This is a genomic window from Saccharopolyspora sp. NPDC003752 (genome assembly GCF_053605825.1).
Genome location: NZ_JBSGJZ010000014.1, coordinates 198587 through 220921 on the forward strand (window position 1 = coordinate 198587; position 22335 = coordinate 220921).

Annotated in this window: 22 protein-coding genes and 1 pseudogene; 15 read left to right on the forward strand and 8 right to left on the reverse strand. The window is 68.9% G+C overall.

Annotation, left to right across the window (positions count from 1 at the left end; translation table 11 throughout):
• Position 1: 1 nt before the first annotated feature.
• From ACWEV3_RS20440 to ACWEV3_RS20480, 9 genes and pseudogenes are all read left to right on the forward strand, one after another.
• Entirely contained in the window at positions 2–739 is a 738-nt protein-coding gene (locus ACWEV3_RS20440) for an SDR family NAD(P)-dependent oxidoreductase (protein ID WP_452615407.1), read from the forward strand.
• A 35-nt stretch (positions 740–774) separates the two neighbouring features.
• Positions 775–1686 carry a sulfate adenylyltransferase subunit CysD gene (gene cysD, locus ACWEV3_RS20445; RefSeq protein ID WP_452615408.1) on the forward strand — a complete coding sequence of 304 codons (912 nt, stop codon included), beginning with the start codon at positions 775–777 and terminating at the stop codon, positions 1684–1686.
• Positions 1686–3548: an adenylyl-sulfate kinase gene (gene cysC / locus ACWEV3_RS20450; RefSeq protein ID WP_452615409.1), complete on the forward strand. Its 1863-nt coding sequence runs from the start codon at positions 1686–1688 to the stop codon at positions 3546–3548. Before cysD ends, cysC begins: the two co-directional genes overlap by 1 nt.
• A 56-nt stretch (positions 3549–3604) precedes the next feature.
• Positions 3605–4588 carry an L-histidine N(alpha)-methyltransferase gene (locus ACWEV3_RS20455; protein ID WP_452615410.1) on the forward strand — a complete coding sequence of 328 codons (984 nt, stop codon included), beginning with the start codon at positions 3605–3607 and terminating at the stop codon, positions 4586–4588.
• 364 nt (positions 4589–4952) lie between these two features.
• A complete protein-coding gene (locus ACWEV3_RS20460; RefSeq protein ID WP_452615411.1) occupies positions 4953–5801 on the forward strand; it encodes an EamA family transporter in 849 nt (282 codons plus the stop codon).
• Positions 5798–6223, forward strand: a complete 426-nt coding sequence (locus tag ACWEV3_RS20465; protein WP_452615412.1) for a DUF3224 domain-containing protein — start codon at positions 5798–5800, stop codon at positions 6221–6223. The genes ACWEV3_RS20460 and ACWEV3_RS20465 overlap by 4 nt, the downstream gene beginning before the upstream one ends.
• Positions 6224–6305: 82 nt before the next feature.
• Positions 6306–7244 (forward strand): class I SAM-dependent methyltransferase, encoded by a 939-nt coding sequence (locus tag ACWEV3_RS20470; RefSeq protein ID WP_452615413.1) that lies wholly within the window; start codon positions 6306–6308, stop codon positions 7242–7244.
• A 16-nt stretch (positions 7245–7260) separates the two neighbouring features.
• Positions 7261–7485, forward strand: a pseudogene (locus ACWEV3_RS20475) (formylglycine-generating enzyme family protein); the annotation flags it as partial.
• Between the two features lie 141 nt (positions 7486–7626).
• The gene (locus tag ACWEV3_RS20480; RefSeq protein WP_452615414.1) at positions 7627–8694 is read left to right on the forward strand and encodes a DUF4185 domain-containing protein; all 1068 of its coding nucleotides are present in this window, start codon (positions 7627–7629) and stop codon (positions 8692–8694) included.
• A 36-nt stretch (positions 8695–8730) separates the two neighbouring features.
• Here the strand turns inward: ACWEV3_RS20480 and ACWEV3_RS20485 are convergent, their stop codons facing one another.
• From ACWEV3_RS20485 to ACWEV3_RS20495, 3 genes are all read right to left on the reverse strand, one after another.
• Positions 8731–9390 (reverse strand): mechanosensitive ion channel family protein, encoded by a 660-nt coding sequence (locus ACWEV3_RS20485; protein WP_452615415.1) that lies wholly within the window; start codon positions 9388–9390, stop codon positions 8731–8733.
• A 233-nt stretch (positions 9391–9623) separates the two neighbouring features.
• Positions 9624–10706, reverse strand: coding sequence for a M20 family metallopeptidase (locus ACWEV3_RS20490; RefSeq protein ID WP_452615416.1), 1083 nt, complete (start codon positions 10704–10706; stop codon positions 9624–9626).
• A 13-nt stretch (positions 10707–10719) separates the two neighbouring features.
• On the reverse strand, positions 10720–11829 hold the full coding sequence (locus ACWEV3_RS20495) for a LacI family DNA-binding transcriptional regulator (RefSeq protein ID WP_452615417.1): 1110 nt from the start codon (positions 11827–11829) through the stop codon (positions 10720–10722).
• 52 nt (positions 11830–11881) lie between these two features.
• On the opposite strand from ACWEV3_RS20495, the gene ACWEV3_RS20500 reads away from it, so the two are divergent.
• The 3 genes from ACWEV3_RS20500 (at position 11882) to ACWEV3_RS20510 (ending at position 14798) form a co-directional block, all read left to right on the forward strand.
• Positions 11882–12622, forward strand: coding sequence for a glutamine amidotransferase (locus ACWEV3_RS20500; protein WP_452615435.1), 741 nt, complete (start codon positions 11882–11884; stop codon positions 12620–12622).
• Between the two features lie 128 nt (positions 12623–12750).
• Positions 12751–13758 (forward strand): DMT family transporter, encoded by a 1008-nt coding sequence (locus tag ACWEV3_RS20505; protein ID WP_452615418.1) that lies wholly within the window; start codon positions 12751–12753, stop codon positions 13756–13758.
• Complete coding sequence (locus tag ACWEV3_RS20510) at positions 13755–14798, forward strand: phosphotriesterase family protein (RefSeq protein ID WP_452615419.1); 1044 nt, start codon at positions 13755–13757, stop codon at positions 14796–14798. Before ACWEV3_RS20505 ends, ACWEV3_RS20510 begins: the two co-directional genes overlap by 4 nt.
• Before the next feature lie 29 nt (positions 14799–14827).
• On the opposite strand, the gene ACWEV3_RS20515 is transcribed toward ACWEV3_RS20510, so the two are convergent.
• On the reverse strand, positions 14828–15265 hold the full coding sequence (locus ACWEV3_RS20515) for a MerR family transcriptional regulator (RefSeq protein ID WP_452615420.1): 438 nt from the start codon (positions 15263–15265) through the stop codon (positions 14828–14830).
• 25 nt (positions 15266–15290) lie between these two features.
• Here ACWEV3_RS20515 and ACWEV3_RS20520 point away from each other — a divergent pair, with 25 nt between their 5' ends.
• From ACWEV3_RS20520 to ACWEV3_RS20530, 3 genes are all read left to right on the forward strand, one after another.
• Entirely contained in the window at positions 15291–16829 is a 1539-nt protein-coding gene (locus ACWEV3_RS20520) for an MFS transporter (protein WP_452615421.1), read from the forward strand.
• Positions 16830–17043: 214 nt separating this feature from the next.
• Complete coding sequence (locus ACWEV3_RS20525; protein ID WP_452615422.1) at positions 17044–17481, forward strand: cupin domain-containing protein; 438 nt, start codon at positions 17044–17046, stop codon at positions 17479–17481.
• Between the two features lie 64 nt (positions 17482–17545).
• Positions 17546–18280, forward strand: a complete 735-nt coding sequence (locus tag ACWEV3_RS20530; protein WP_452615423.1) for an SDR family oxidoreductase — start codon at positions 17546–17548, stop codon at positions 18278–18280.
• A gap of 56 nt (positions 18281–18336) precedes the next feature.
• Here ACWEV3_RS20530 and ACWEV3_RS20535 read toward each other — a convergent pair whose 3' ends face one another.
• The 4 genes from ACWEV3_RS20535 to ACWEV3_RS20550 form a co-directional block, all read right to left on the reverse strand.
• Positions 18337–18897, reverse strand: coding sequence for a GNAT family N-acetyltransferase (locus ACWEV3_RS20535; RefSeq protein ID WP_452615424.1), 561 nt, complete (start codon positions 18895–18897; stop codon positions 18337–18339).
• 88 nt (positions 18898–18985) lie between these two features.
• Complete coding sequence (locus ACWEV3_RS20540; protein ID WP_452615425.1) at positions 18986–19750, reverse strand: SDR family NAD(P)-dependent oxidoreductase; 765 nt, start codon at positions 19748–19750, stop codon at positions 18986–18988.
• Between the two features lie 126 nt (positions 19751–19876).
• Positions 19877–20854, reverse strand: a complete 978-nt coding sequence (locus ACWEV3_RS20545; protein ID WP_452615426.1) for an alpha/beta hydrolase — start codon at positions 20852–20854, stop codon at positions 19877–19879.
• 237 nt (positions 20855–21091) lie between these two features.
• On the reverse strand, positions 21092–22021 hold the full coding sequence (locus ACWEV3_RS20550; protein ID WP_452615427.1) for an NAD(P)H-binding protein: 930 nt from the start codon (positions 22019–22021) through the stop codon (positions 21092–21094).
• Positions 22022–22335: the final 314 nt, after the last annotated feature.

Genomic DNA, 22335 nt, shown 5'->3' on the forward strand with positions numbered 1-22335 from the left:
GATGAGCAGGTTGGCGGTGGTCTCCGGCGGGGCGACCGGAATCGGGTTGGCGGTGGCGAAGCGCCTGGCCGACGACGGGGACGAGGTCGTCATCATCGGCAGGCGGGCCGATCGCCTCGCGATGGCGGTGGAGGCGATCGGTGACCGCGCGGTGCGCAGCGTCGTGGCGGACCTGAGCGAACCCGGCGACGTGCGCCGGGCCGCCGCCGAGATCGTCGGTACCGGCAGGCAGGTCGACGTCCTGGTCAACAACGCGGGCGGCAACGCCGATCCGAGCCGGGTCGACGATCTCGACGGGATGCGGGACGCGTGGCTGGCCAACGTGCGCGGCAACGTGCTTCCCGCGGTCCTGCTCACCCAGGCGCTCCTGCCGTCGATCCGGCGGCCGAAGGGGCGGATCGTCACGGTCGGCTCCGTGGCGGCGGTGCGCGGCCCGGCGACCTACGGCGGGGCGAAGGCGGCGCTGCACCCGTGGTCGGCGGAGTTGGCCGCGAAGCTGGCGCCGGACGACGTGACGGTCAACGTGGTGGCGCCGGGTTACGTGACCGGCACCGAATTCTACGGAGACCGGATGTCGCCGGAGTTCCACGCGGGCCGGTCCCGGTTGTCCCCGATGAACCGCGGCGGTTCACCCGCGGAGGTCGCGGCCGTGGTCTGCACCCTGGCGGCGCCCGACGCGGGATTCATCACCGGTCAGGTCGTCCACGTCAACGGTGGCGCCCTGCTGGCCAGGACGTGAGAGCCCGCTTCGGCTTGGAAAGGGCAGGTCTGACGATGATCGGGACCTACGCGATGTCGCATCTGCGGATGCTGGAGGCGGAGGTGGTCCACGTCTTCCGGGAGGTGGCGGCCACCTGCGCCCGTCCGGCGCTGCTGTTCTCCGGCGGCAAGGACTCGGTGGTGATGCTGCACCTGGCGGCCAAGGCGTTCTGGCCGGGGCCCCTGCCGTTCCCGGTGATGCACGTCGACACCGGTCACAACTTCGACGAGGTCATCGAGTTCCGGGACCGCACGGTCGACCGGCTCGGCGTGCGACTGCTGGTCAGCCACGTCCAGGACGACATCGACGCGGGGCGGGTGGCGGAGGAGACCGGTCCGCGCGCGAGCCGGAACCGGCTGCAGACCGTCGCGCTGCTCAGGGGCATCGCCGAGCACGATCTGGGCGCGGTGTTCGGCGGTGCGCGGCGCGACGAGGAGAAGGCCAGGGCGAAGGAACGGGTGTTCAGCTTCCGCGACGAGTTCGGGCAGTGGGATCCGCGCAACCAGCGGCCGGAGCTGTGGAACCTCTACAACGGGCGCCACCACAAGGGCGAGCACATCCGGGTGTTCCCGCTGTCGAACTGGACCGAGCTCGACATCTGGACCTACATCAGGGACGAGGGCATCGAGCTGCCGCCGCTGTACTACGCCCACGACCGCGAGGTCGTCGAGCGAGACGGAATGCTGTTGGCCCGCACCAGGTTCCTCCACCTGCTCGACGGCGAGGAACCGTTCACCGCCCGGGTGCGGTTCCGCACCGTCGGGGACGCCACGTGCACGGGATGCGTGGAGTCCACAGCGGACACCCCTGGCGCGGTCGTCGCCGAGGTCGCCGCGACCCGGGTCTCCGAACGAGGTGCGACCCGCGCCGACGACCGGATCTCGGAGTCAGGCATGGAGGACCGGAAGAGGGAGGGGTACTTCTGATGACCGAGCTCGTGCGCATCGCCACCGCGGGCAGCGTCGACGACGGCAAGTCCACCCTCATCGGGCGGTTGCTGTACGACTCCAAGGCGCTGTTCACCGACCAGTACGCGGCGCTGGAGGCGGCCGGCCGCGACTCCGGCGACGGCCGGCCCAACCTCGCGATGGTGACCGACGGCCTGCGCGCCGAGCGCGAGCAGGGCATCACGATCGACGTCGCCTACCGGTACTTCGCCACGCCGCGGCGGAAGTTCATCATCGCCGACACCCCCGGTCACGTCCAGTACACCCGAAACATGGTGACCGGGGCTTCCACCGCCGATCTCGCGCTGATTCTCATCGACGCGTCCACGGGCGTCGTGGAGCAGGCCAGGCGGCACGCGTTCCTGGCCAGCCTGCTGGCGATCCCGCACTTCGTCGTGTGCGTGAACAAGATGGATCTGGTCGACTTCTCGCAGCAGCGGTTCGCCGAGATCAGGGCTGAGTTCGAACGTGTCGCGGCGAAGCTGGACGTTCCCGACCTGACGTTCGTGCCGATGTCGGCCCTGCACGGCGACAACGTCGTCGACCGGGGCGGCAGCATGCCCTGGTACGAGGGGACGTCCCTGTTGCACCACCTCGAAGAGGTCCACGTGGCCTCCGACCGCAACCTGATCGACACCCGGTTCCCGGTGCAGTACGTCGTTCGCCCGCAGCAGGTGACCGGCGAGGAGCGCGGCTACGCGGGCACGCTGACCGGTGGCGTCCTGCGGTCGGGGGACGAGGTGGTAGTGCTTCCCTCCGGCCTCGGCACCACCGTGCGGGAGATCTTCGGGCCCGGCGGCGAACCGCTCGCCGAGGCGTTCGCCCCGCAGGCGGTCAGCCTGCGGCTGGCCGACCAGGTCGACGTGAGCCGGGGCGACATGATCTGCCGTCCGGGCAACCGGCCCCACGTCGGGCACGAGTTCGACGCGATGGTGTGCTGGCTGACCGACGAGTCGGTGCTGAGCCCGCACTCCCGCTACACGCTGCACCACACGACGCGCGCCACCAAGGCGGTCGTGCGGGACCTGACCTACCGGCTCGACGTCAACACCCTCCACCGCGACACCGCTGCGGATTCGCTGGCGCTCAACGACATCGGCCGGGTCCGGCTGCGGACCCAGCAGCCGTTGATGTTCGACCCGTACCGGCGCAACCGCGAGACCGGCAGCTTCATCCTGATCGACGACGCCACCAACAACACCATCGCGGCCGGCATGATCACCGACGCCGTCCGGCGGCAGTCCTCGGTGGTCTGGCACGACACGTCGCTCGGTCGCGCCGAACGCGGAAGCAGGGGGATGACGGTGTGGCTGACCGGGCTTTCCGGTTCGGGCAAGTCCAGCGTCGGCGCGGAGCTCGAGCGACTCCTGGTGGCGTCGGGCCGACCGGCGTACCTGCTCGACGGGGACAACCTCCGGCACGGCCTCAACGCCGATCTCGGCTTCGGCGCCGACGACCGCAGCGAGAACGTCCGGCGAGTGGGCGCGGTCTCCCAGCTGTTCGCCGACGCCGGTGTCGTCTCGGTCGCCGCTCTGATCAGTCCGTACCGACGTGACCGGGACCGCGTCCGGCAAGCGCACGACAGCGCCGGAATCCCGTTCGTCGAGGTCTTCGTCGACACCCCGCTGCCGGTGTGCGAGTCCCGTGATCCGAAGGGCCTGTACGCGAAGGCCAGGGACGGTGGCATCCGCGGCTTCACCGGTGTCGACGACCCGTACGAGCCACCGGAGTCCGCCGACGTCGTCCTGCGGCCCGGCGACGGTGATCCGCAGGAACAGGCCGCGGGGCTTCTGGAGCACGTGCTGGCGATCCTCGACCGACGAGGATGTGGTTCTGAATAGCGAGATCAACGATGCCGTGTTCGTCCTGGTGAGAATCTACGTATTGGATGGCCTTGATGGGTGCAGTCAATGATCTGGTCGATGTGCGAGTGGATGATGCGACGAGCGAGACCCGGGACCTGATGGCGGGTCTTTCGGAAGCTCCGCGCGTGATCCCGACCGTATACGGGTACGACGAACGGGGATCGGATCTGTACGCGCAGATCTGCGACTTGGAAACCTACTACCCGTATCACGCTGAATGGGCACTGCTGAAGCGCAATGCCGATGCTATTTGTGATCTTGCGGAGGTGGACGAAGTAGTCGAATTGGGCTGCGGTACGGCCACGAAATCCGAACTGTTGTTGAATCGAATGGCCGTCAAGTCGCAAGCGCCGCTGAGGTATGTGCCGATCGATGTGTCGGAAGAAATGCTGAAACGGACGTCTGATCGGCTTTCTGATTCCATCGAAACCCTCGATATTTGGCCCATCGCCGGTGACTACCACAGCAGTCTGAGCGTTGTCGGGCGGCGGCCGGAAGCATCGCGACTCTTCCTGTTCATGGGCAGCTCGCTGGGGAACATGAGCGAACAGAAGCGACGCGAACTGCTGGCGGATATAAGGTCCGCGGGACGCCGCGGTGATCTCCTGGTGGTCGGTGTCGATTTCGACAAACCCCGCTCGGTGCTAGAGGAAGCGTACAACGACCCGCCTGGGGTCGATCTGTGGCATAATTTCTTGACCAATAGGTTGACATCCCTGAACCGCGCATTTGATGGCGACTTCGACCCGTCCGTGTTCGATAGCAGATTGGTTTACAACACGGATGCCCGCCGCATGGAAGCGCGGATCTGGCCAAGGGTCGACGTCGAATTCCGCCTTGCCGACTTGAATCTGCGCGGGGTTATCAAGGCGGGCGAGGTCGTGACCGTCGACACGTCGCACAAGTTCACGATCGACGAGCTCGATGAATTGCTGGAAACGGCGGGGATGCGCATCAGGGAATCGTACGAAGAATCGACTGTGAAGTACTCCCTGCTGGTACTGGAAATGATGTGATGTTCCTTGGCTCGGCCAGGTGATCTCGGGTCGGCCGGCGCCGGGCATAGGTGAAGCCCCTGGTGGAAGGGTTGTCGATCAAGATCACCCAGTACGCCGGGGGCTTCACGTGTTGTGATCATCGACGGGATCTTGGTGCCAGGATGGAAAAGGATCCGGCACGCGGACGAGCGCGTGTCGGCCGGAGCGCCTGCCGAGTGCCGAAGGGACCGTGATCACCTGTTCGGTCGATGAAGCGATGTGGGCGTCCGAACCGACGGATGATGTGGACTGGCAGATCGTGAGGAGCTACGCGTTGATCATCGGCAGAATCGTGCAGCGCCGGGGTGGTGGGCGGACCGGCGTGGCGCCTCCTGATCGCACTGTGTTCCTGCTGCTCGCGCTCTACGCGTGCTGGGGCTCGGCGATTCCGGCGATGAAGCTGATGGTCGACAGCGTGCCGCCGCTCGGTGGGGCGGCGCTGATCTTCTTGCTCGGCGGGCTCGTGCTAGCTGTCGTCGCGCGTGGGCGTCCTCGGCCTACGCGGGTGCAAGTGCGGCACCTGGCGGTCGCCGGCGTGCTGCTGCTGGTGGGCGGGCAAGGGCTCGCCACGGTCGCGCTGACCGCGGTGACCGCCAGTCTCGGGGCGATCCTCGCCGCGGCGATCCCGCTGTGGGTGGTGCTCCTGAGCGGGTTGATCGGAACCCGCGTGTCGGTCGCGTCGCGGGTGCGCCTCGTGGCGGGTTTCGGTGGCATCGTGGTCGTGGTTCTGACGGCGCCGGGTAGTGCGATCGGCGGGGCGCCGTGGGCGGTCGCGGCTTTCTGCGTTGCGCCGATCCTGTGGGCTGCGGGGAGCCTGTTGATGGCGAACGTCGCCGGGACGGTTGACCGAGTGGTCGCCAGCGCGGTTCAGTTGCTCGCCGGTGGGACCGTGTTGCTGCTGGTTGCGTTGTCGCTCGGTGAATTCGCCCCGGCCCGGTGGTCGGGCGTCAGCTGGGCCTCGGCTGGGGCGGTGGTGTTTCTGCTCGTCTTCGACTCGCTCGTCGGTTTCATGCTCTACACGCGCCTGTTGGAGAGCGCACCGGCGCCGCTGGTCAGTACCTACGCCTACATCACGCCGCTCGTCGGCGCCGCGATCGGCGCGACCGTGTTCGGCGAGTCGCTCTGGGCCGGTGCGTTCGTCGGGGGCGCCTTGGTGCTCGGCGCGGTCGCACTCGAACTGCGCGGGAGATGAGCCTCCTCGGTCCCGGGGACCTGATCATCGGCGTGGCGATCGAAACGGCTTCGCGACAGCCGGAAATCGCTTCGGTCCGAGCCGCTGGCGAGCGGCCCGGCCGACAAGTGTCCACAAAGGTCCGGGCCGGGTCACCCGCGGGTGGCCCGGCCCGGACGTGTCGAGGGCCAGGCGCGGGACGCGCTGTCGACCCGCAGGCAGCCGAAGCTCGCCCCGGCTCGCGTTGCGGCCCGGGGCGAACTGGCGATCACGGAGTGCGTCAGGGCACCTTCGTCATCCAACACAGCGGTCTGGCCGAGGGAACCAAGCAGAGCAGCTACGGGGCCATCGTTCCGGGTTCCGGAACCGGGCGGCTCACGGGCATCTCGGGCCATGCGAAGGAGGTTCAGCAGGAGGTTCTCACACTGGTCTACACGCTATAAGGGGCACCGCCGGAATACGGGCGACAGGGGCAATGGCCCACTGACCCCGCTGACCCAAGTCCAAAGAAAGTTAGGGCAGAACATGACTTCCAACAGGCACGACGGAGACACTTGGGACCTGGCATCCAGCGTCGGCGCGACCGCCACCATGGCCGCGGCGGCCCGGGCGATAGCGAACCGCGCGGATCGTCCGCTCATCGACGACCCGTTCGCCGAACCGCTCGTCCGGGCGGTCGGCGTAGACCTCCTCACCCGGCTGGCGACCGGCGAAGTGGCCCCCAACGACTTGGTAGAGCAGGTATGGATCGACGGAGCCGTGGTACGTACCAAGTTCTACGACGAGTTCTTCCTCGATGCGACGAACGCGGGCATCACGCAGGTCGTGATCCTGGCCTCGGGGCTGGATTCCCGCGCGTACCGACTGCCCTGGCCAACCGGGACCGTGGTGTATGAGGTCGACCAGCCGCAGGTCATCGAATTCAAGACCCGCACACTGGCCGAGTTGGGCGCTGCGCCTACCGCCGACCGGAGAGTGGCCGCGGTCGATCTGCGCGACGATTGGCCCACCGCACTGCGCACCGCCGGATTCGACCCGGCCCGGCCGACCGCGTGGAGCGCCGAAGGCCTGCTGGGCTACCTGCCGCCCGAGGCGCAGGACCGCCTGCTGGACACCATCACCGAACTCAGCGCGCCGGGAAGCCGGGTGGCCACCGAAAGCAGGCCCAATCCGCAACCGGGCGAGGAGGACAAGGCGAAGGAAGGCCTGCACCGCATCTCCGAACGCTGGCGTGCGCACGGTTTCGATCTCGACCACGCGAGGCTGCGATATTTCGGTGAGCGCAACGAAGCGGCTCCGTACCTGACCGACCGCGGCTGGGCGCTGAACGGAATCAGCATCCGAGACCTGTTCGCCGCCAATGACCTTCCGCCCCTCAAGGACGACGACTTGCGCATGGGCGACGTGCTCTACGTCAGCGGCGCCCTCAACAAGACCGCGAAGTGGCAGCAAACGCGGCGGTGAGTATCAGGGTCGCGACCCCAACGGATACGGGCTGCACAACGTGGCGGGCAACGTGTGGGAGTGGTGCGCCGACTGGTTCGACGGCAGCGCTCGGGCGCGGTCCATGCGCGGCGGTTCCTACCTGTGCCACACCTCGTACCGCAACCGCTACCGCGTCGCCGCCCGCACCGCCAACAGCCCCGACAGCTCCTCCGGAAACCTGGGTTTCCGCTGCGCCGCCGACCTATCCCAACGCGACTGATCCCGCTGGCGTGTCACGGGCCGAATCCGGCCGTCGCACCCCTCGCGGTGCGCCTACAGTCGGAGGTGGGTGCGGCCGCCGCGGTGTCGCGGTGGTGCGCACGGATCGGCCGACGGACTGCGGGATGAGGTGCGAGCGCTGGTGCGCAAGGTGAAGGATCTGACCGGGCCGGGGCTCACGGATGGTTTCGGGATCGGGGGTACCGACCTCGGGGTCACCGCCGTCGCGCCGGACGGGCGGCTGGTGTCGGTGTTCGGCGACACGTTCGAGCGGGCGGGGGTGGGCGGGCCCGGCTGGCGGTCGCCGGTCGTGCTGTTCGGCGATCCGCGGACCGCCACGTCGGGGATCAGGTGGACCGGTTCGACCGGCGCGCACCCGTACGCCGAGCAGGCGCTGCCGTACCGCCACGACTCGATGGTCCGCGGGCGGCGCGTGGGCACCGTGATCCCGACCGACGTCATCACCATCGGTGACGAGATGTACCTGCACGTGATGGTGTGCGAGGGGCTCGGCAACGTCCACTGGACCGAGGTGCACCGCTCGACCGACAACGGTGAGTCCTGGGCGCACACCGGTGCGTGGTGGCCCGGTGACCACCACGGCGGTCTGTTCCAGATGTTGACCTGGGAACTGGGCGACGACGGCTACGTCTACGCCTTCTCGACCGGGTTCCAGCGGGACAAGGGCCTGGTCCTGCAACGCGTCCCGGCCGACCGCCTCACCGATCCCCGTGCGTGGGAGGGCTGGGGTTTCCGCGATGGCGCCTGGGCGTGGGGAAATCCGCCGACCATCGCGCTCACCGGTGCCTACGGTGAACTGTGCCTGCGCCGGGTCGACGATCGTTGGTTGTTGTCGTTCTTCGATGCCGGCAACTACCGCATCGACGTGATGAACCTCGACGGGCCGACGTCGAACCTGTACGAAGCGGTCCGCAGCACTGTGCTGCAGGGCTGCTCGTGGCACGGCGAGAACCACGGCAGCGGGCATGTCGCGCAGCTCTACGGCGGTTACATCGTGCCCGGCTCGACGCTGGACGACCTGCACCTGGTCGTCAGCCAGTGGAACACCGAGCAGAACTGGCCGTACCGGGCGATGCAATTCGCGGGTAGCGCTCCCCGCCCGATCCCCGGGGCGGAGGAAACGGGCGGCGGTACCGGTCGCCGGATCCAGAGGGCAGCCCATGACCTCGTCCTGCGCCGTCGCCGTTGAACGGCATGGGGCCTCGTCGTTCTCGCCCTTCGCCGATCACGACGACTCCCCGCATCGGCACGGTTCCGATCTGCTCGCGCTTCGTTCGGTGTCGGTGGAGGCGTTCGGCCGGTCGGTTCGCGGCGCATGGATCCCGTTGTTGGGCGCGATGGCGGAGTTGAGGACGGCGGTGTTGGGCAGCTTGATCATGCCGTCGTCGCTTTCCAGCGTCAGGTAGACGAGGCCCACTTCGGCTACGCGGCCTTCCAAGGGCCCACCGAGCGTCCCCGAGTGGACGATCAGGTGGTCGCCGACGTTGAAAGGGCGCGCGGTGGCGAGCATCAGGCCGGCGAACACGTTGCCGAGCGACTGCTGCGCAGCGATGCCGATGATCACGCCGGTGACGGCGCCGCCGAGGAGGAGCTGGTCCACCCGCACGCCCAGCTCTCCCAGCGTCAGGACCGCGACGAGGGCATAACCGGCCAGGGAGATGACCAATCGGATCGCCCCGGCATGGCTTGCGCTGAGCCGAACCCTGGCGCGGCGGCCCGCTTCCCTCGCGAGGCTCTGCACGGCGACCGATCCCAGCGCGACGAACACGATCGCGCCCCCGATCGCAGCGGCTTTGTACAGGGGCTGGCCGTCGCGGAACCACGCGGCAGGATCGATCAGGGCTGCCGCCACCAGCATCACCACGGCGAAGAACGTCGCGCCCACGCCGCGTTTCGTGTCGGCGCTGAGCTGTCGTGGCTTCAGGGCCAGCCGGATGTTCCGCCGCCGGCTGCGGTTACCGGTGTCGGGGTCGCTGTTCGGGGAGTCCATGTGTTTCGATTCTCAGGGAGTCAGCCACAAGATCAAGGGTTCGGCCGCCTTGGATTGCGGAATCGACATCCCCCACGGCGGTGCCGTGCTCGGACGAGAAATTTCGCAGCCGCACGGTTCATCGCGACCTAGCGCCAGGTGGTGAGCAGTCGGGTCAGCGCCTCGGTCGCTTCGCGGATCGCCGTGACGGAGCACGTCTCGTCGCTGACGTGCGCCTGATCGGGGTCGCCCGGCCCGTAGATGACGACCGCGGGCGAGCCGAGGGCGGTGGCCAGCACCGAGGCGTCGGTGAAGTACGTGGCGTACTCGGGACGCAGGTCGGAATCCGACGGGCGCAGGGCGTCGATGATGGTGCGCGCCAACGGGTTCTCGGGGTCGGTGGCGACGCCGGGCAGGTCCAGCTCGGTGGCGAAGTCCGTACCGGGCAGCGCGAGCTCGCCGATCGCGGCACGTGCTTCGGCGGCGGTGAACTCCGGCGTGGTGCGGATGTCGAGCATCAGCTCGGCCCGGTCCGGGACCAGGTTCGGCTGCACGCCGGAGCGGAACGCGCCGACGTTGACCGTGGCGGGGCCGTGCGTCGGGCTGGTCGGCCAGCCCGCGTGCCGGTGGATGCGCACGGCCGTTTCGGCTAGTGCGGCGAGGGCGTTCTCGCCGAGTTCCGGGCGGGATCCGTGGGCGCTGCGGCCGTGCGCGGTCAGCCGCAGCCACAGAACTCCCTTGTGCCCGAGCACGATCCGGTTGGCGGTCGGCTCGGCGACCAGCAGCGCGGGGCTGGGCGCGAGCTCGGGGAGCAGTGCCGCGCCTTCGCAGCCGGTTTCCTCGCCGAAGGTGAACACCAGCTGCACGGCCAGGTCGTCGGGGCTGGTGCGGGCGCAGTGCATCGCGGCGGCGGCGATCGCCGCCACGCCGGCCTTCATGTCGCTGCTGCCGCGGCCGCGCAGCCGGTCGCCGTGGATCTCGCCGCTGTGCGGGTCGAACGACCACGTCGCCGGGTCGGCCGGCACCGTGTCGAGGTGTCCGGTGAGGGTGATCGGGGTGCCGGTGCCGAACCTGGCGACCAGGTTGGCCCGGTTCGGGCGCGGTTCGTCGACCGCGACCTCGAAACCGGCCGACGTCAGCATCGGGGCGAGCAGGTCGGCGGCGGCCTTCTCGCCGGCCGCGCGGGTGTCGAGTCGGACGAGCTGCTGGGCGAGCGCGATCGGATCGGTCACGGGTCCTCCGTGGTCAGTGCTGGGGCGGGGTCGCGGAACCGCGGATGACCAGTTGCAGCGGGAGGGTCCGCCGCACGGTGCCGGTCTCCGGTTCGGCGATGCGGGCGTGGACCAGTTCCAGGGCGCCGTGGGCCAGGTCGGCGACGGGCTGCTGCAGGGTCGTGAGCTTCGGGCGCAGCCATTCGCCGACCCGGATGCCGTCGCAGCCGATCACCGACAGGTCCTCCGGGATGCGCAGGCCGTGCAGTTCGGCGGCGCCGAGGACGCCGACCGCGGCGATGTCGCTGCCGACGAACACGGCGGTGGGCGGCTGCGCGGCGCCGGTGAGGTACGGGAATGTGCTCGCGCCGAACTGCTCGGTGTAGGGGCCGTGCAGGATCAGGTCCTCGTCGACCTCCAGGCCGGCGTGCAGCATCGCGTCGCGGTATCCGCGGAGGCGGTCGCGGGTGGTGGAGAGCTCCCGCGGTCCGGCTATGTGCGCGATGCGCCGGTGTCCCAGCTGTGCCAGGTACGCCGTCGCCTGGTAGGCGCCGCCGTAGTTGTCGACCCCGATGGTGTCCACCCCGGCGGTGTCGGCGATCTCCTCGTCGAGCACGACCACCGGTAGCCCGTCGGCGATGGCCTGGAGCAGACGCGGGTTCTCCCGGTGCATACCGACGTAGATCATCCCGTCGATGTCCTCGGCGCCGGCGACGAAATCGCTCACCTTGGCTTCGCGCTGCGCCTGCCGGCCGGTCACGCCGATGACGAGCGAGGCGCCGCTGACCGCGGCGGCCGTGGCGATCTCCTCGGCCAGCGCCGCGAAGAACGGGTTGACCAGTTCCGGGACGATCAGCGCGATGACCGGCCCGTGGTCGCGCGCGGCGTCCGGGGATGCCGACGGGCGGACCTCGTAGTGCAGTTCCCGGACGGCGGCGTCGATCCGGGCAGCGGTTTCGGACTGCACCTTCAGCTGGCCGCGCAGGTAGCGCGACGCCGTCGAGGTCGACACTTGCGCAAGTTGCGCAACGCGCGTCAACGTCATCGCCGCCCCTTTCGTCGAGTGCTCGACCGCAGTGTATCGGCAAGTCTTCGGGGAGCGCTCTTGACGCGCCGAACGGGCCCGCTTATGTTTGCGCAACATCGAGCGCAAAGTTTGCGCAAAGTACTTTCACCAGGAGGCGGAATTGAGTCGGGTGCTGCTGGCCGGGGAGTCCTGGGTCGCCCGGACGACCGACGTCAAGGGCTTCGATGCCATCGACCGGGCCCAGCTCGAGATCGGCGCCGAGGTGTTGCTCGCGGCGTTGCGCGCCGAGGGGCACGAGGTGGTGCACCTGCCGTCGCACGCCGTGGCGACCGATTTCCCCGCGTCGACGGCGGAATTGGACGAATACGACGTGGTGATCCTGTCGGACATCGGCGCGAACTCGCTGCTGCTGCACCCGCAGGTGTTCAACCAGGGACGCCCCTTCCCGAACCGGCTCAAGCTGCTGGCCGAGTGGGTGCGGGGCGGCGGCGGGCTGGCCATGGCCGGCGGCTACCTGAGCTTCCAGGGGTTCCAGGCCAAGGCGAACTTCCACGGCACGCCGATCGAGGACGTGCTGCCGGTCGAGATCCTGCCCTACGACGACCGGGTGGAATGCCCCGAAGGCGTCGCCGGTGAGCTCACCGGAACCGCGCACCCGGTCACCGAGGGCATGGACGCGCAGTGGCCGATCCTGCTCGGTTACCAGCGGCTGATCGCCAAGTCCGACGCGACCGTGCTCGCCACGGTCGAATCCCGGCCGCTGCTGGCCGTGCGCGCCGAAGGAGCCGGCCGGACCCTCGCCTTCGCCTCGGACATCTCGCCGCACTGGGCGCCCACCGAGTTCATGGAGTGGCCGGGGTACCGTCGGCTGTTCCACCAGGCGGTCACCTGGTTGGCCGGCGACCGGTAGCCCGGTCCGCGCCCCGCCGGGCTGCCCACATCACCCGCGGTGTGCCTCGGCGCGACAACGACGTCCAAGCCTTGCCCCCGTCTCACCTGCTCCGGTGCACCACGGACAACTAGGGAGTGCGCACCGCCATGACCAATACACCCGCTCCTCCGGTGGCCCCGCCGGCGACGTCCGGCCGGGCGGCCCGCGGCGTCACCACGACCGCCCTGGTCATCGCCACGGTGCTGGCCGGCATGCTCAGCCCGCTGCAGTCAGCGGTCAACGGCGCGCTCGGCGAGACCGTCGGCGACGGCAACAGCGCGGCCGTGATCTCGTTCGGCAGCGGCCTGCTGCTGATGCTCGTCATCGTGTTCGCACGGCCCGGCACGCGCCGGCAGGCGCTGGGCATCCCGCGCCTGATCCGCAGCCGCCGCATCGGCTGGTGGAACTACCTCGCCGGTCTCTGCGGCGGCGCGGTGGTGCTCTCCGAGGGCGTCTCGGTCGGGGTGCTCGGGGTGGCGGTCTTCCAGATCACCCTGATCGCCGGTCTGATCATCTCCGGGGTCATCTGCGACCGGATCGGCGTCACCGCCACGGTCAAGCAGCCGATCTCGGTCGCCCGCGGGCTCGGCGCCGCGCTGGCCGTCGCCGCTACAGCGGTCACGATCTCGCCGAACTTCCACGTGCCGCACGCGATCGCGCTCGCCGTCCTGCCGTTCGCCGCCGGGCTGCTCGCCGGGTGGCAGCCGGCGGGCAACGCGGCGGTGGCGCGGGAGAGCGGCTCGATGCTGGTGTCGATCACGTTCAACTTCCTGGTCGGCTTCGTCGTCCTGCTGGCGGGCCTGCTGGTCCGGCTGGCGATCGGAACGGCGCACTTCTCGCTGCCGCCGACCTGGTGGATGTACACCGGCGGGGTGCTGGGCCTGCTGTCGATCGGGTTCATGGCGCTGCTGGTGCGGGGTCTCGGCCTGCTCCTGCTCGGGCTGGGTTCGGTGGCCGGGCAGCTCGTCGGTTCGCTGCTGCTCGACCTCGTCGTGCCCGCGGTCGGCCACCCCATCCACCTCGTCACCGTGATCGGCACCGTGCTCGCGCTGGTCGCCGCCGGGATCGGGATGATCCCCTCCCGCCAGGCCGGCGAACCGGGAGCCGCGCGGTGACCGGCGGGTTCGTGCAGACCGTCACGGGCCCGGTGCCCGCGGGCGAACTGGGGCTCGTCCTGCCGCACGAGCACCTCTTCAACGACTTGTCCGGGGTGCTCGACCCGCCGAGCTACCGGTTCACCGAGTTCCTGGCCGGTCGCGCCGTCGATGCATCGGCGGCGTGGGCGCTCCGGCAGGACCCGTACTGCTGCGCGGACAACCTGGCCGCCAAGCCGGTCGACGGCGTGGTCGACGAAGTCGCGGCCTTCCAGGCGGTCGGCGGCCGGACCATCGTCGACGCCACGTGCAGCGCGGCCATCGGCCGCGACCCCGACAAGCTGGTGGCGGCGGCCCGCCGCACCGGCCTGAACATCGTCATGGGCTGCGGCGCCTACCTGGAGAAGTTCGAGGGCGAGCGCATCACGGCGAATTCGGTCGAGGCGCAGGCCGCGAGCATCGGCGACGAGCTCGCCCGCGGCGTCGGCGAGCACCGGGCGCGGCCGGGGATCATCGGCGAGATCGGTGTTTCCCCGGACTTCACCCCGGCGGAGTCGGCCTCGTTGCGGGCTGCCGCGCTCGCCCAGCGCGAGCATCCCGAGGTGGCGCTCATGATCCACCTGCCCGGCTGGCAGCGCCGCGGGCACGAGGTGCTCGACATCGTGCTCGACGAGATCGGCGTCGACCCCGGCCGGGTGGTGCTGTCGCACATGGACCCGTCGGCAGCGGACACCGCCTACCAGGCCGGCATCGCCGACCGCGGGGTCTGGCTGGAGTTCGACATGATCGGCATGGACATCACGTTCCCGAAGGAGGGCGAGGCCCCGGCGAGCCGGGTGAGCGCGGCGGCCGTCGCGGGGCTCGTCGAGGCCGGCCACGGCCACCGGGTGCTGCTCAGCCACGACGTCTTCCTGAAGCAGATGTGGACGCGCCACGGCGGGAACGGATTCGCATTCGTGCCAACGGTTTTCGCCGAGATGCTGCGGGTGCTCGGAGTCGGCGACGACTGGATCGAGACGCTCACCCGGACCAATCCGGCCCACATGCTCTGCGGGCGGTAACAGGGAACCGGCATGGATGCCTCCGGTCGTCAGCGAGGCGCCCACAGCTGGTCGGCATCTCCGGCGTCGAGGCGGCCCCGGTAGACGTCGATCTTGTGGCCGATGAGCTCCAGATTCTCTTGGAGATCGGAGATCTGGGCGAGCACTTGGTCGCGGTGCGACTCGAGCAGGTCCAGGCGGTCGTGCTCGTTGCCCCTGCCGGCGGCCACGAGCTGGGCGTAGCGGCGGATGCCTCTGATGGGCATGCCGGTCGCGCGCAGCCTGGTGCAGATGGTGATCCACTCGAGGTCGAGCCTGTGGTATCGGCGGCGGCCTCCGCGGGTGCGGTCCACGGGAGTGACGACCAGCCCGGCTCGCTCGTAGTAGCGCAAGGTGTGCGCGCTGACGCCGCTACGACGCGCGGCTTCGGCGATGCTCAGGCCCGCCTCGGGGATCGGATCCGGTACGTCTCGGTTGACTTCGAGCACGCTCTAAAACGTAGCGTTCCTCCACATGAATCTCCCAACCCCGTTCTCGCCGCCGAAGAGGGGTACCGATCAACGGCGCCGACTGCTGGTGCTCGCGATCTGCTGCGCCAGCGTGATCGTCGTGGTGATGGACATCTCGATCGTCAATGTCGCGCTGCCGGCCATTCGACGCGACCTGGCTGCGTCGGCGGCTGGTCTTCAGTGGACGGTCGACGCCTACACCCTGGTGCTGGCGAGTTTTCTCGTTCTGGCGGGCTCGATGGCCGACCGCCTCGGCCGACGACGTGTATTCCTCGTCGGACTCGCCGTCTTCGGACTCGGGTCACTGTTGTGCGGGCTGGCGTCGACGATCGAGTGGCTGATCGCGGCGCGAGCGCTCCAGGCCGTCGGCGGCACCATGCTCAATCCGGTGGCGATGGCGATCGTGGCCAACACGTTCACGGAGCCGGCCGAGCGGGCGCGGGCGATCGGTGTGTTCGGTTCGACGACCGGCCTGTCCCTGGCTCTGGGGCCGGTCCTCGGTGGCGCGCTGGTCGATGTCTTCGGCTGGCGCTCGGTTTTCTTCGTCAACGTGCCGATCGTGGCCGCCGCGATCGCGTGCGCCACCATCTTCATTCCCGAGTCCCGCGCTGCCCGTGCCCGCCGGCTCGACCCGGTCGGCCAGATTCTGGTGGCGCTCCTGATGGGATGCGTCGTCTACGCGGTCATCGAGTCCAGGTCGCTGGGCTGGAGCTCACCGGCCATCCTCGGCCTGTTCGCCGTCGCCATCGCGAGTGCTCTGGGCATCGTCTTCTACGAACCGCGTCGGGCAGATCCGCTGCTGGAGTTGCGCCTGTTCCGCAGTGCGCCGTTCAGCGCGGCGATCCTCATGGCGCTCTTCGCTCTGTGCGGGTTCAGCGCCTTCCTGTTCGTGACCACCCTGTATCTCCAGGACGTGCGCGGCATGTCGGCGTTGTCAGCGGGACTGTGCCTGGTTCCGGTCGGGGCCCTGGTCGTGGTGCTCTCGCCCTTCACCGGACGGCTGGTCGGGGCACGTGGTTCGCGGATCCCGCTCGTGATCGCTGGAGCGGCCCTCGCCTCGGGCGGAGGGGCATCGATGTGGCTTTCACCCGAGACGCCGCTGCCATTCGTACTCGCGGTCTGCCTGCTGATCGGCATCTTCCTGGGCATGGTCAACCCACCCATCACCAACACGGCTGTCGCCGGCATGCCCCGGTCGATGGCCGGGGTGGCCGGATCGCTGGCCTCCGCCGGCCGGCAAACCGGCACCACGCTGGGCGTCGCGATCGCCGGCACGATCGTCGGCCCAGCCCTGACGGCTGGGCCGGCCAGCTACACCGAAATAGCGCGAGGCGTGTGGTGGATGGTGCTCTGCCTCGGCCTGGGCGTCCTGATGTTGGCCCTGCTCAGCACTGGATCATGGGCCCAGTCCACCGCAGCGAATGCGGCGGCGCTGTTCGGGGAGCTCGACCACGGCCCGGATAGCCCGCAGCGGTCTCGCCGTGCACGAGGAGCGTTCGATGTCCCGCACGATCCGGACCGGACGAGTGATTCCCGGTGCTGACGGTACGTCAGCTCTGCGCGACCGGCAGGGGCGCCGCGAACTTGAGCTCGGCTGCAGGACCAAAGCCCCACGTCGATGCCCCGCCGCCAACGGCATGCTGGAGCCGGTCATGGCGTTAGCGGCTTCTTCCTGATCCTTGCCGTACGACCGGTCATGCCCCGGTCCGAAGGGCTGAGCGGATCCTCCGCATCCCGTCCCTCGGGGAGGTCTTTCCATGCCAGACATCGAGTCGACGAACGACAGGCAGAAGCCGCGATCGAACGCGTGGCAGTCCGCGGTCACCGTGGTGCAGGAGGCGGAGCCTCCCTTCATCCCGGCGGGTGCGCACGTGACGACCATCGTCGTCGAGTTCCCACCGGGCGACCCCGGCACCCCTCCGCATCGGCACCCCGGACCGGCCTTCGGCTACGTGCTGGACGGCGAGATGGTGTTCGAGCTCGAAGGTCAGCCGGCGCGCGTCGTCCGGGCCGGCGAGGCGTTCTGGGAGCCAGGTGGCGACGTCATCCACTACCAGGACGGCAACAACCGCGACGACATCCCGGTGCGCTTCACCGTCACGATGTTCTGCGAACCGGGCAAACCCATGCTCACCTTGGTGGACGAGGAAGAGCTCGTCCGGCGCAAGAGCCGCCGGGCCCCGCGCACGAGCTGACCGCGAGACCCGTCGTGTTCAAGGCTCGGACACCTCATCGCCGGGAACACGGAAGGTCGACGAAATGAAGATCGCTGTCATCGGTGGCACCGGGCGCATCGGCTCGCAGGTGGTCAAGATCCTGAACGCGAGCGGGCACCAGGCGGTGCCGCACTCGCCGTCCACCGGTCTGGACCTGCTCAGCGGGCAGGGCCTGCCGGAAGCGCTGGACGAGGCCGACGTCGTCGTCAACTTGACGAACTCGCCGACCTTCGACGAAGCCTCGCTCGAGTTCTTCCAGAAGACGATGGACAACCTGCTGGCGGCAGCCAAGGCCGCTGGCGTCGGCCACGCGGTCATCCTCTCGATCGTGGGCGCCGACCAGGTGCCGGACCTGGTCTACTACCGCGCGAAGGTGCTGCAGGAGGACATCCTCAAGGCCGGCCCCGTGTCGTACTCGATCGTCCGCGCCACGCAGTTCTTCGAGTTCATCGACGCGGTGCTGTCCTGGACAGCCGACGAGAAGACCGTCCGCCTGCCCGCCACTCTCGTCCAGCCCATGGCCGCGGCCGACGTCGCCCGGGCCGTGGCCGACGTCAGCCTGGGCGACCCGCTGCAGGGCACCCGCAACGTCGCCGGCCCCGAAGTCTTCGCGCTCGACGAGCTGGGCAAGATCACCCTCGCCGCCCGTGGTGACCATCGCACCGTCGTCACCGACAACAGCGCCGGCATGTTCGCCGCCGCCCCGCGCGACGTCCTCATCGCCGAGGGCGACGCCGTCATCGCCACGACCACCTATCGGGAGTGGCTCGCGCGCTGACTCGGCTCGGCGACGACGCAGGTGCTGCGCACGCTCGTGGACGGGGTCTTTGGCGTCTACCGGGGCTGTTCCCATTCGGTCCGGGTGAGTTCGTACTCGACTTCGCCGTGCTCGGAGCCCTCGATCGCCTCCGGCCAGTCCCCGGTGAAGTTCCGGACGAAGGACAGGCCCGACTTCTCCATGACACGACGGGAACGAGAGTTGACGGCCATCGTGTTCGCCGTGACGCGCTCGACCTCCAGATCCGTGAACCCCTTGTGGATCAGGGCCCGGGAGCCTTCGGTGGCGTAGCCGTTCCCCCATGCCGCCTGGTTCAACCGGTAGCCGAGTTCGACCACGACGGGGGTGTGCTCCTCCAGCGGCCGGAACTCGAACCAACCCAGGAAGGTACCGCTGCTCTTCTCCTGCGCGGCCCAGTATCCGCGAGTCTCCCAGCACGGGTAGTCGTGCAGGAGCCGCGGCAGGGTCCGCGTCTCGATCGCCTCGCGGCTGGTGGGGCGGCCACCGTTGATGAAGCGCATGACCTCGGGATCGTTGTCCAGGGCGAGCAGGTGGTCGGTGTCGGCCGCTGTGAATGCGCGCAGGACGAGCCGGCCGGTTTCCAGGAAGTTGGTCATGCCGCGATCTTCACCAGGGCGGTCCGGGCCTGCCACCGGTTTTTCCGGCCGGCGGCGGTCTTCGGAAGTCGAGGAGTGGACTGCCGGCTCAGGCCTGGGCAAGTCCTCCGTCGACGAAGAGTTCGGCACCGGTGGTGAAACTGCTGGCATCAGTTGCCAGGAAGAGCGCGGCCGCGGCTACCTCGTCCGGGTCTCCCAGCCGGCCGAGGGGCATGCCGGCCAGGAGCGCCTCCTCGAAGTCGGTTTCCCGAGCCGGACCGGCCGTGATGCCGGAGAACATCGGAGTCTCGATCGGACCTGGGCTGACCGCATTGACCCGGATGCGGCGCCCCGCCAGCTCCACCGCCCAGGTCCGCGCGAAGTTGCGAACGGCGGCCTTGGCGGCGCTGTAGACGCTCGACGCCTCGACGCCCTTGGACGCGGCGATGGACGACGTCAGGATGACCGATGCGCCATCCGACAGCAGCGGCAGCGCCTTCTGCACCGTGAACAGCAGTCCCCGGACGTTGACGCCGAAGATGCGGTCGAAATGCTCCTCGCTGACGTCTTCCAGCCGCGCGAGCTCGGCCACGCCCGCGTTCGCGAACAGCACGTCGATGCGGCCGCTGTGGTCACCGACCTGGGCGTAGAGGCGGTCGAGATCTTCGAGCGAGGACACGTCGCTCCGCACGGCGATGGCTTGTCCGCGGTCGTTCTGCGCGTTGATCGCCTTCGCGGTGGTGTCCAACTCGGCCTGTCGCCGACCGGTGACGAACACGGTCGCACCTTCCAAGGCGAAACGCCGAGCGGTGGCCGCTCCAATACCCTCGGAACCGCCGGTGATCACGGCGACCTTCCCTTCGAGCTGCCCCATGAGACGTCCCTCCCCGCCCGCTGATGAAGCCCCGGTCACATGGCCGTTCGCCCTCAGAACGCATGCGCACACCTCGTTCGTCCACTATGGATTCTTCGTGCCGTTGCGAGGAATGCGCCGAGGTTCCTAGGTGTCCAGGTGCTGGCGCAGGAATTGACCGGCTTGCGCGATCGCGGCGCGGGGCGCCGGTGTGTCCGCGATCGGGTTGAGGAGCGCGAAGTCGTGGATCGTCCCGCCATAGCGCACCTGGGTCACCGGCACTCCCGCCTGCGCGAGCTTGCTCGCGTATGCCTCGCCCTCGTCGCGGAGCACATCGTCGTCGGTGACCACCAGCGCCGGCGGCAGTCCGCGCAACTGGTCGATCGACGCCTCCAGCGGCGAGACCGTCGGCTCCCAGCGCTGCTTCTCATCGGGCAGATACGCATTCCAGAACCACTGCATCGCGGCACGCGTCAGCCAGGGGCCCTCCGCGTACTGCCGGTAGGAGTCGGTATCCAGATCGGCGTCGGTGACCGGGTAGAACAGCACCTGTGCCGCGATCCGCGGACCACTGCGCTGCTTGGCCATCAGCGTCAGCGCCGCCGTCATGTTGCCGCCGACGCTGTCGCCGAACAGCGCGATCCGCCTCGGGTCGGCGCCGAAGTCCGCAGCGTTGGCCGCCACCCATTCGAGCGCGGTGTAGGCCTGCTCGTTCTGCACCGGGTAGTGCGCCTCGGGTGCCGGGGTGTAGTCGACGAAAACGACTGCCGCTCGGGCTGCGTTCGCCAGCTCCCGCACGAGGCGATCGTGGGTGTCCTTGTCCCCGAGAATCCAACCGCCTCCGTGCGAGTGGACGATCACCGGCAGCGGGCCGGTGGTGTTCTGGGGCTTGACGATGCGAATGCTCACCTCGCCGGTCGGTCCACCCGGGATCACGCGATCCTCGACATCGGCGGGCATCACCTCGACCGGAACGCTGGTCTGGGCTCCCCGCAGCACCTCGCGCGCGTCCTGCGGCGACAGTTCGTAAAGCGGCGTGCCCCCGGCAGCGGCAAGCTGGTCCAGCCATTCCTGCGTGCGAGGCTCGACGAGCGTTGTCCCGACGGGCTTGGCGCCACTGCTCATCGTGATCTTCTCCAAGGGGTTTCCCGGCTTACCGCCCGCTACCGACGTCGATCCGGAACCGGCAAGCCCAGCACGTACCCGACGAGGCGGCATTCGATGGCTGACCGTGGACCGCCGATCGGCGGCTGACGACTGACCCGTCGAGAGTGGATCGATGCAGCTCGCACTTATAGAGCAGAAGGTCCTTGCGTCTAGTGGTCCTGGTTTGCCGGCAAGTGGCGGTGGAAGGGGAGTGCCTCACGGTCCTTCTTGCCGGCTGTTGAACTCTTCGCGCCGTTCTCGTACGTATTGCTCCACCGTTCGGGCGGCTTGGCCGGTGAGCTGCTCGACGTCGGTGGTGGCGCGGTCGTAGCGGCCGTCGCGGTGAAGTTTCGCCATCGTGGCGATGTGTTGCTGCACATGGGGATTCAGGTCGGCGCTCGTCAGCTGGTCGAACCACTCGTCGTAGGAGACGTGTGCCGCGGCGATGGGCCGGCCCAGCGCGCGTGAGTACTCGTGGGCGAGTTCGTCGATGTCCAGGGCTGCGGGGCCGGTCAGTTCGTACACCGAGCCGATGTGGCGTTGCGGTGCGCGCAGGACTGCGGTGACGACGTTGGCGACATCGCCGGCGGCGATGGGGGAGGTGCGGCCCGTTCCGAAGGGCAGTGCCAGCGCGTCGTGGTCGCGGATCGATTGCGCGGCGAGCACGGAGAACAACGGGTTTTCGAGCAGCACCGTGGGTCTGATGTGAACTGCCGGCACCGCGGACCAGTCGATGACGTGTTCGGCCAACCAGTGCAGGCGTTGCTGGTGGGATTCCGCGGTGCTCGTCGCCGTCATCTGGGAGACGGTCATCTGCGACATGTTGACCAGGACTTCGAGTCCGGGTGGTTCCCGGACCGCCGCGCAGACGACGGCGGTGGCTTCGAGGTAGTCCGGCGAGACGCTCATGCTGAAGAACATCCGGCTGATGCCATCGATGGCTGCGGAGACGTGCACGGGGTTGGTGAGGTCGCCGACGACGACTTCTGCGCCGAGTTCGCGCAGCGCTTCGGCTCGGGCGTCGTCGTGGTGGACCATGGCCCGAACCGCCAGCCGGTGGGCGAGGAGGCGTTCCACGACGAGCCGGCTGATCCCGCCGACTCCGCCGCCGGCACCGGTGATCAGGTACGTGGGTTCGGTGGTCATCGAAACCCCTCGGGCCAGTCGCAGCAGCACGATCGATCGTCATGTCGTGGCGTTCGGCAGAAGCGGGAGCGCCGGCTGCGCTGGGGCGGCCGGCGTTGAGGCAAGAAAGCGGCGGTTGTGCTGTCCGGTAGGAACGGCAGCACAACCGCCCATATCTGTTTGCTTCCAGTCGGCAGCAGGGTGTGACTCCTTCTGGGTGGGAGCAACCGGTTGAGCACGCTAGTGTTCTGAGTCGTTAATGGTTTTATTGATTCTGGTGCAGTAGTGGGCGAGGCTGGCGAGGATCTCGTCAGCGGTTTTGGTCCACACGAAGG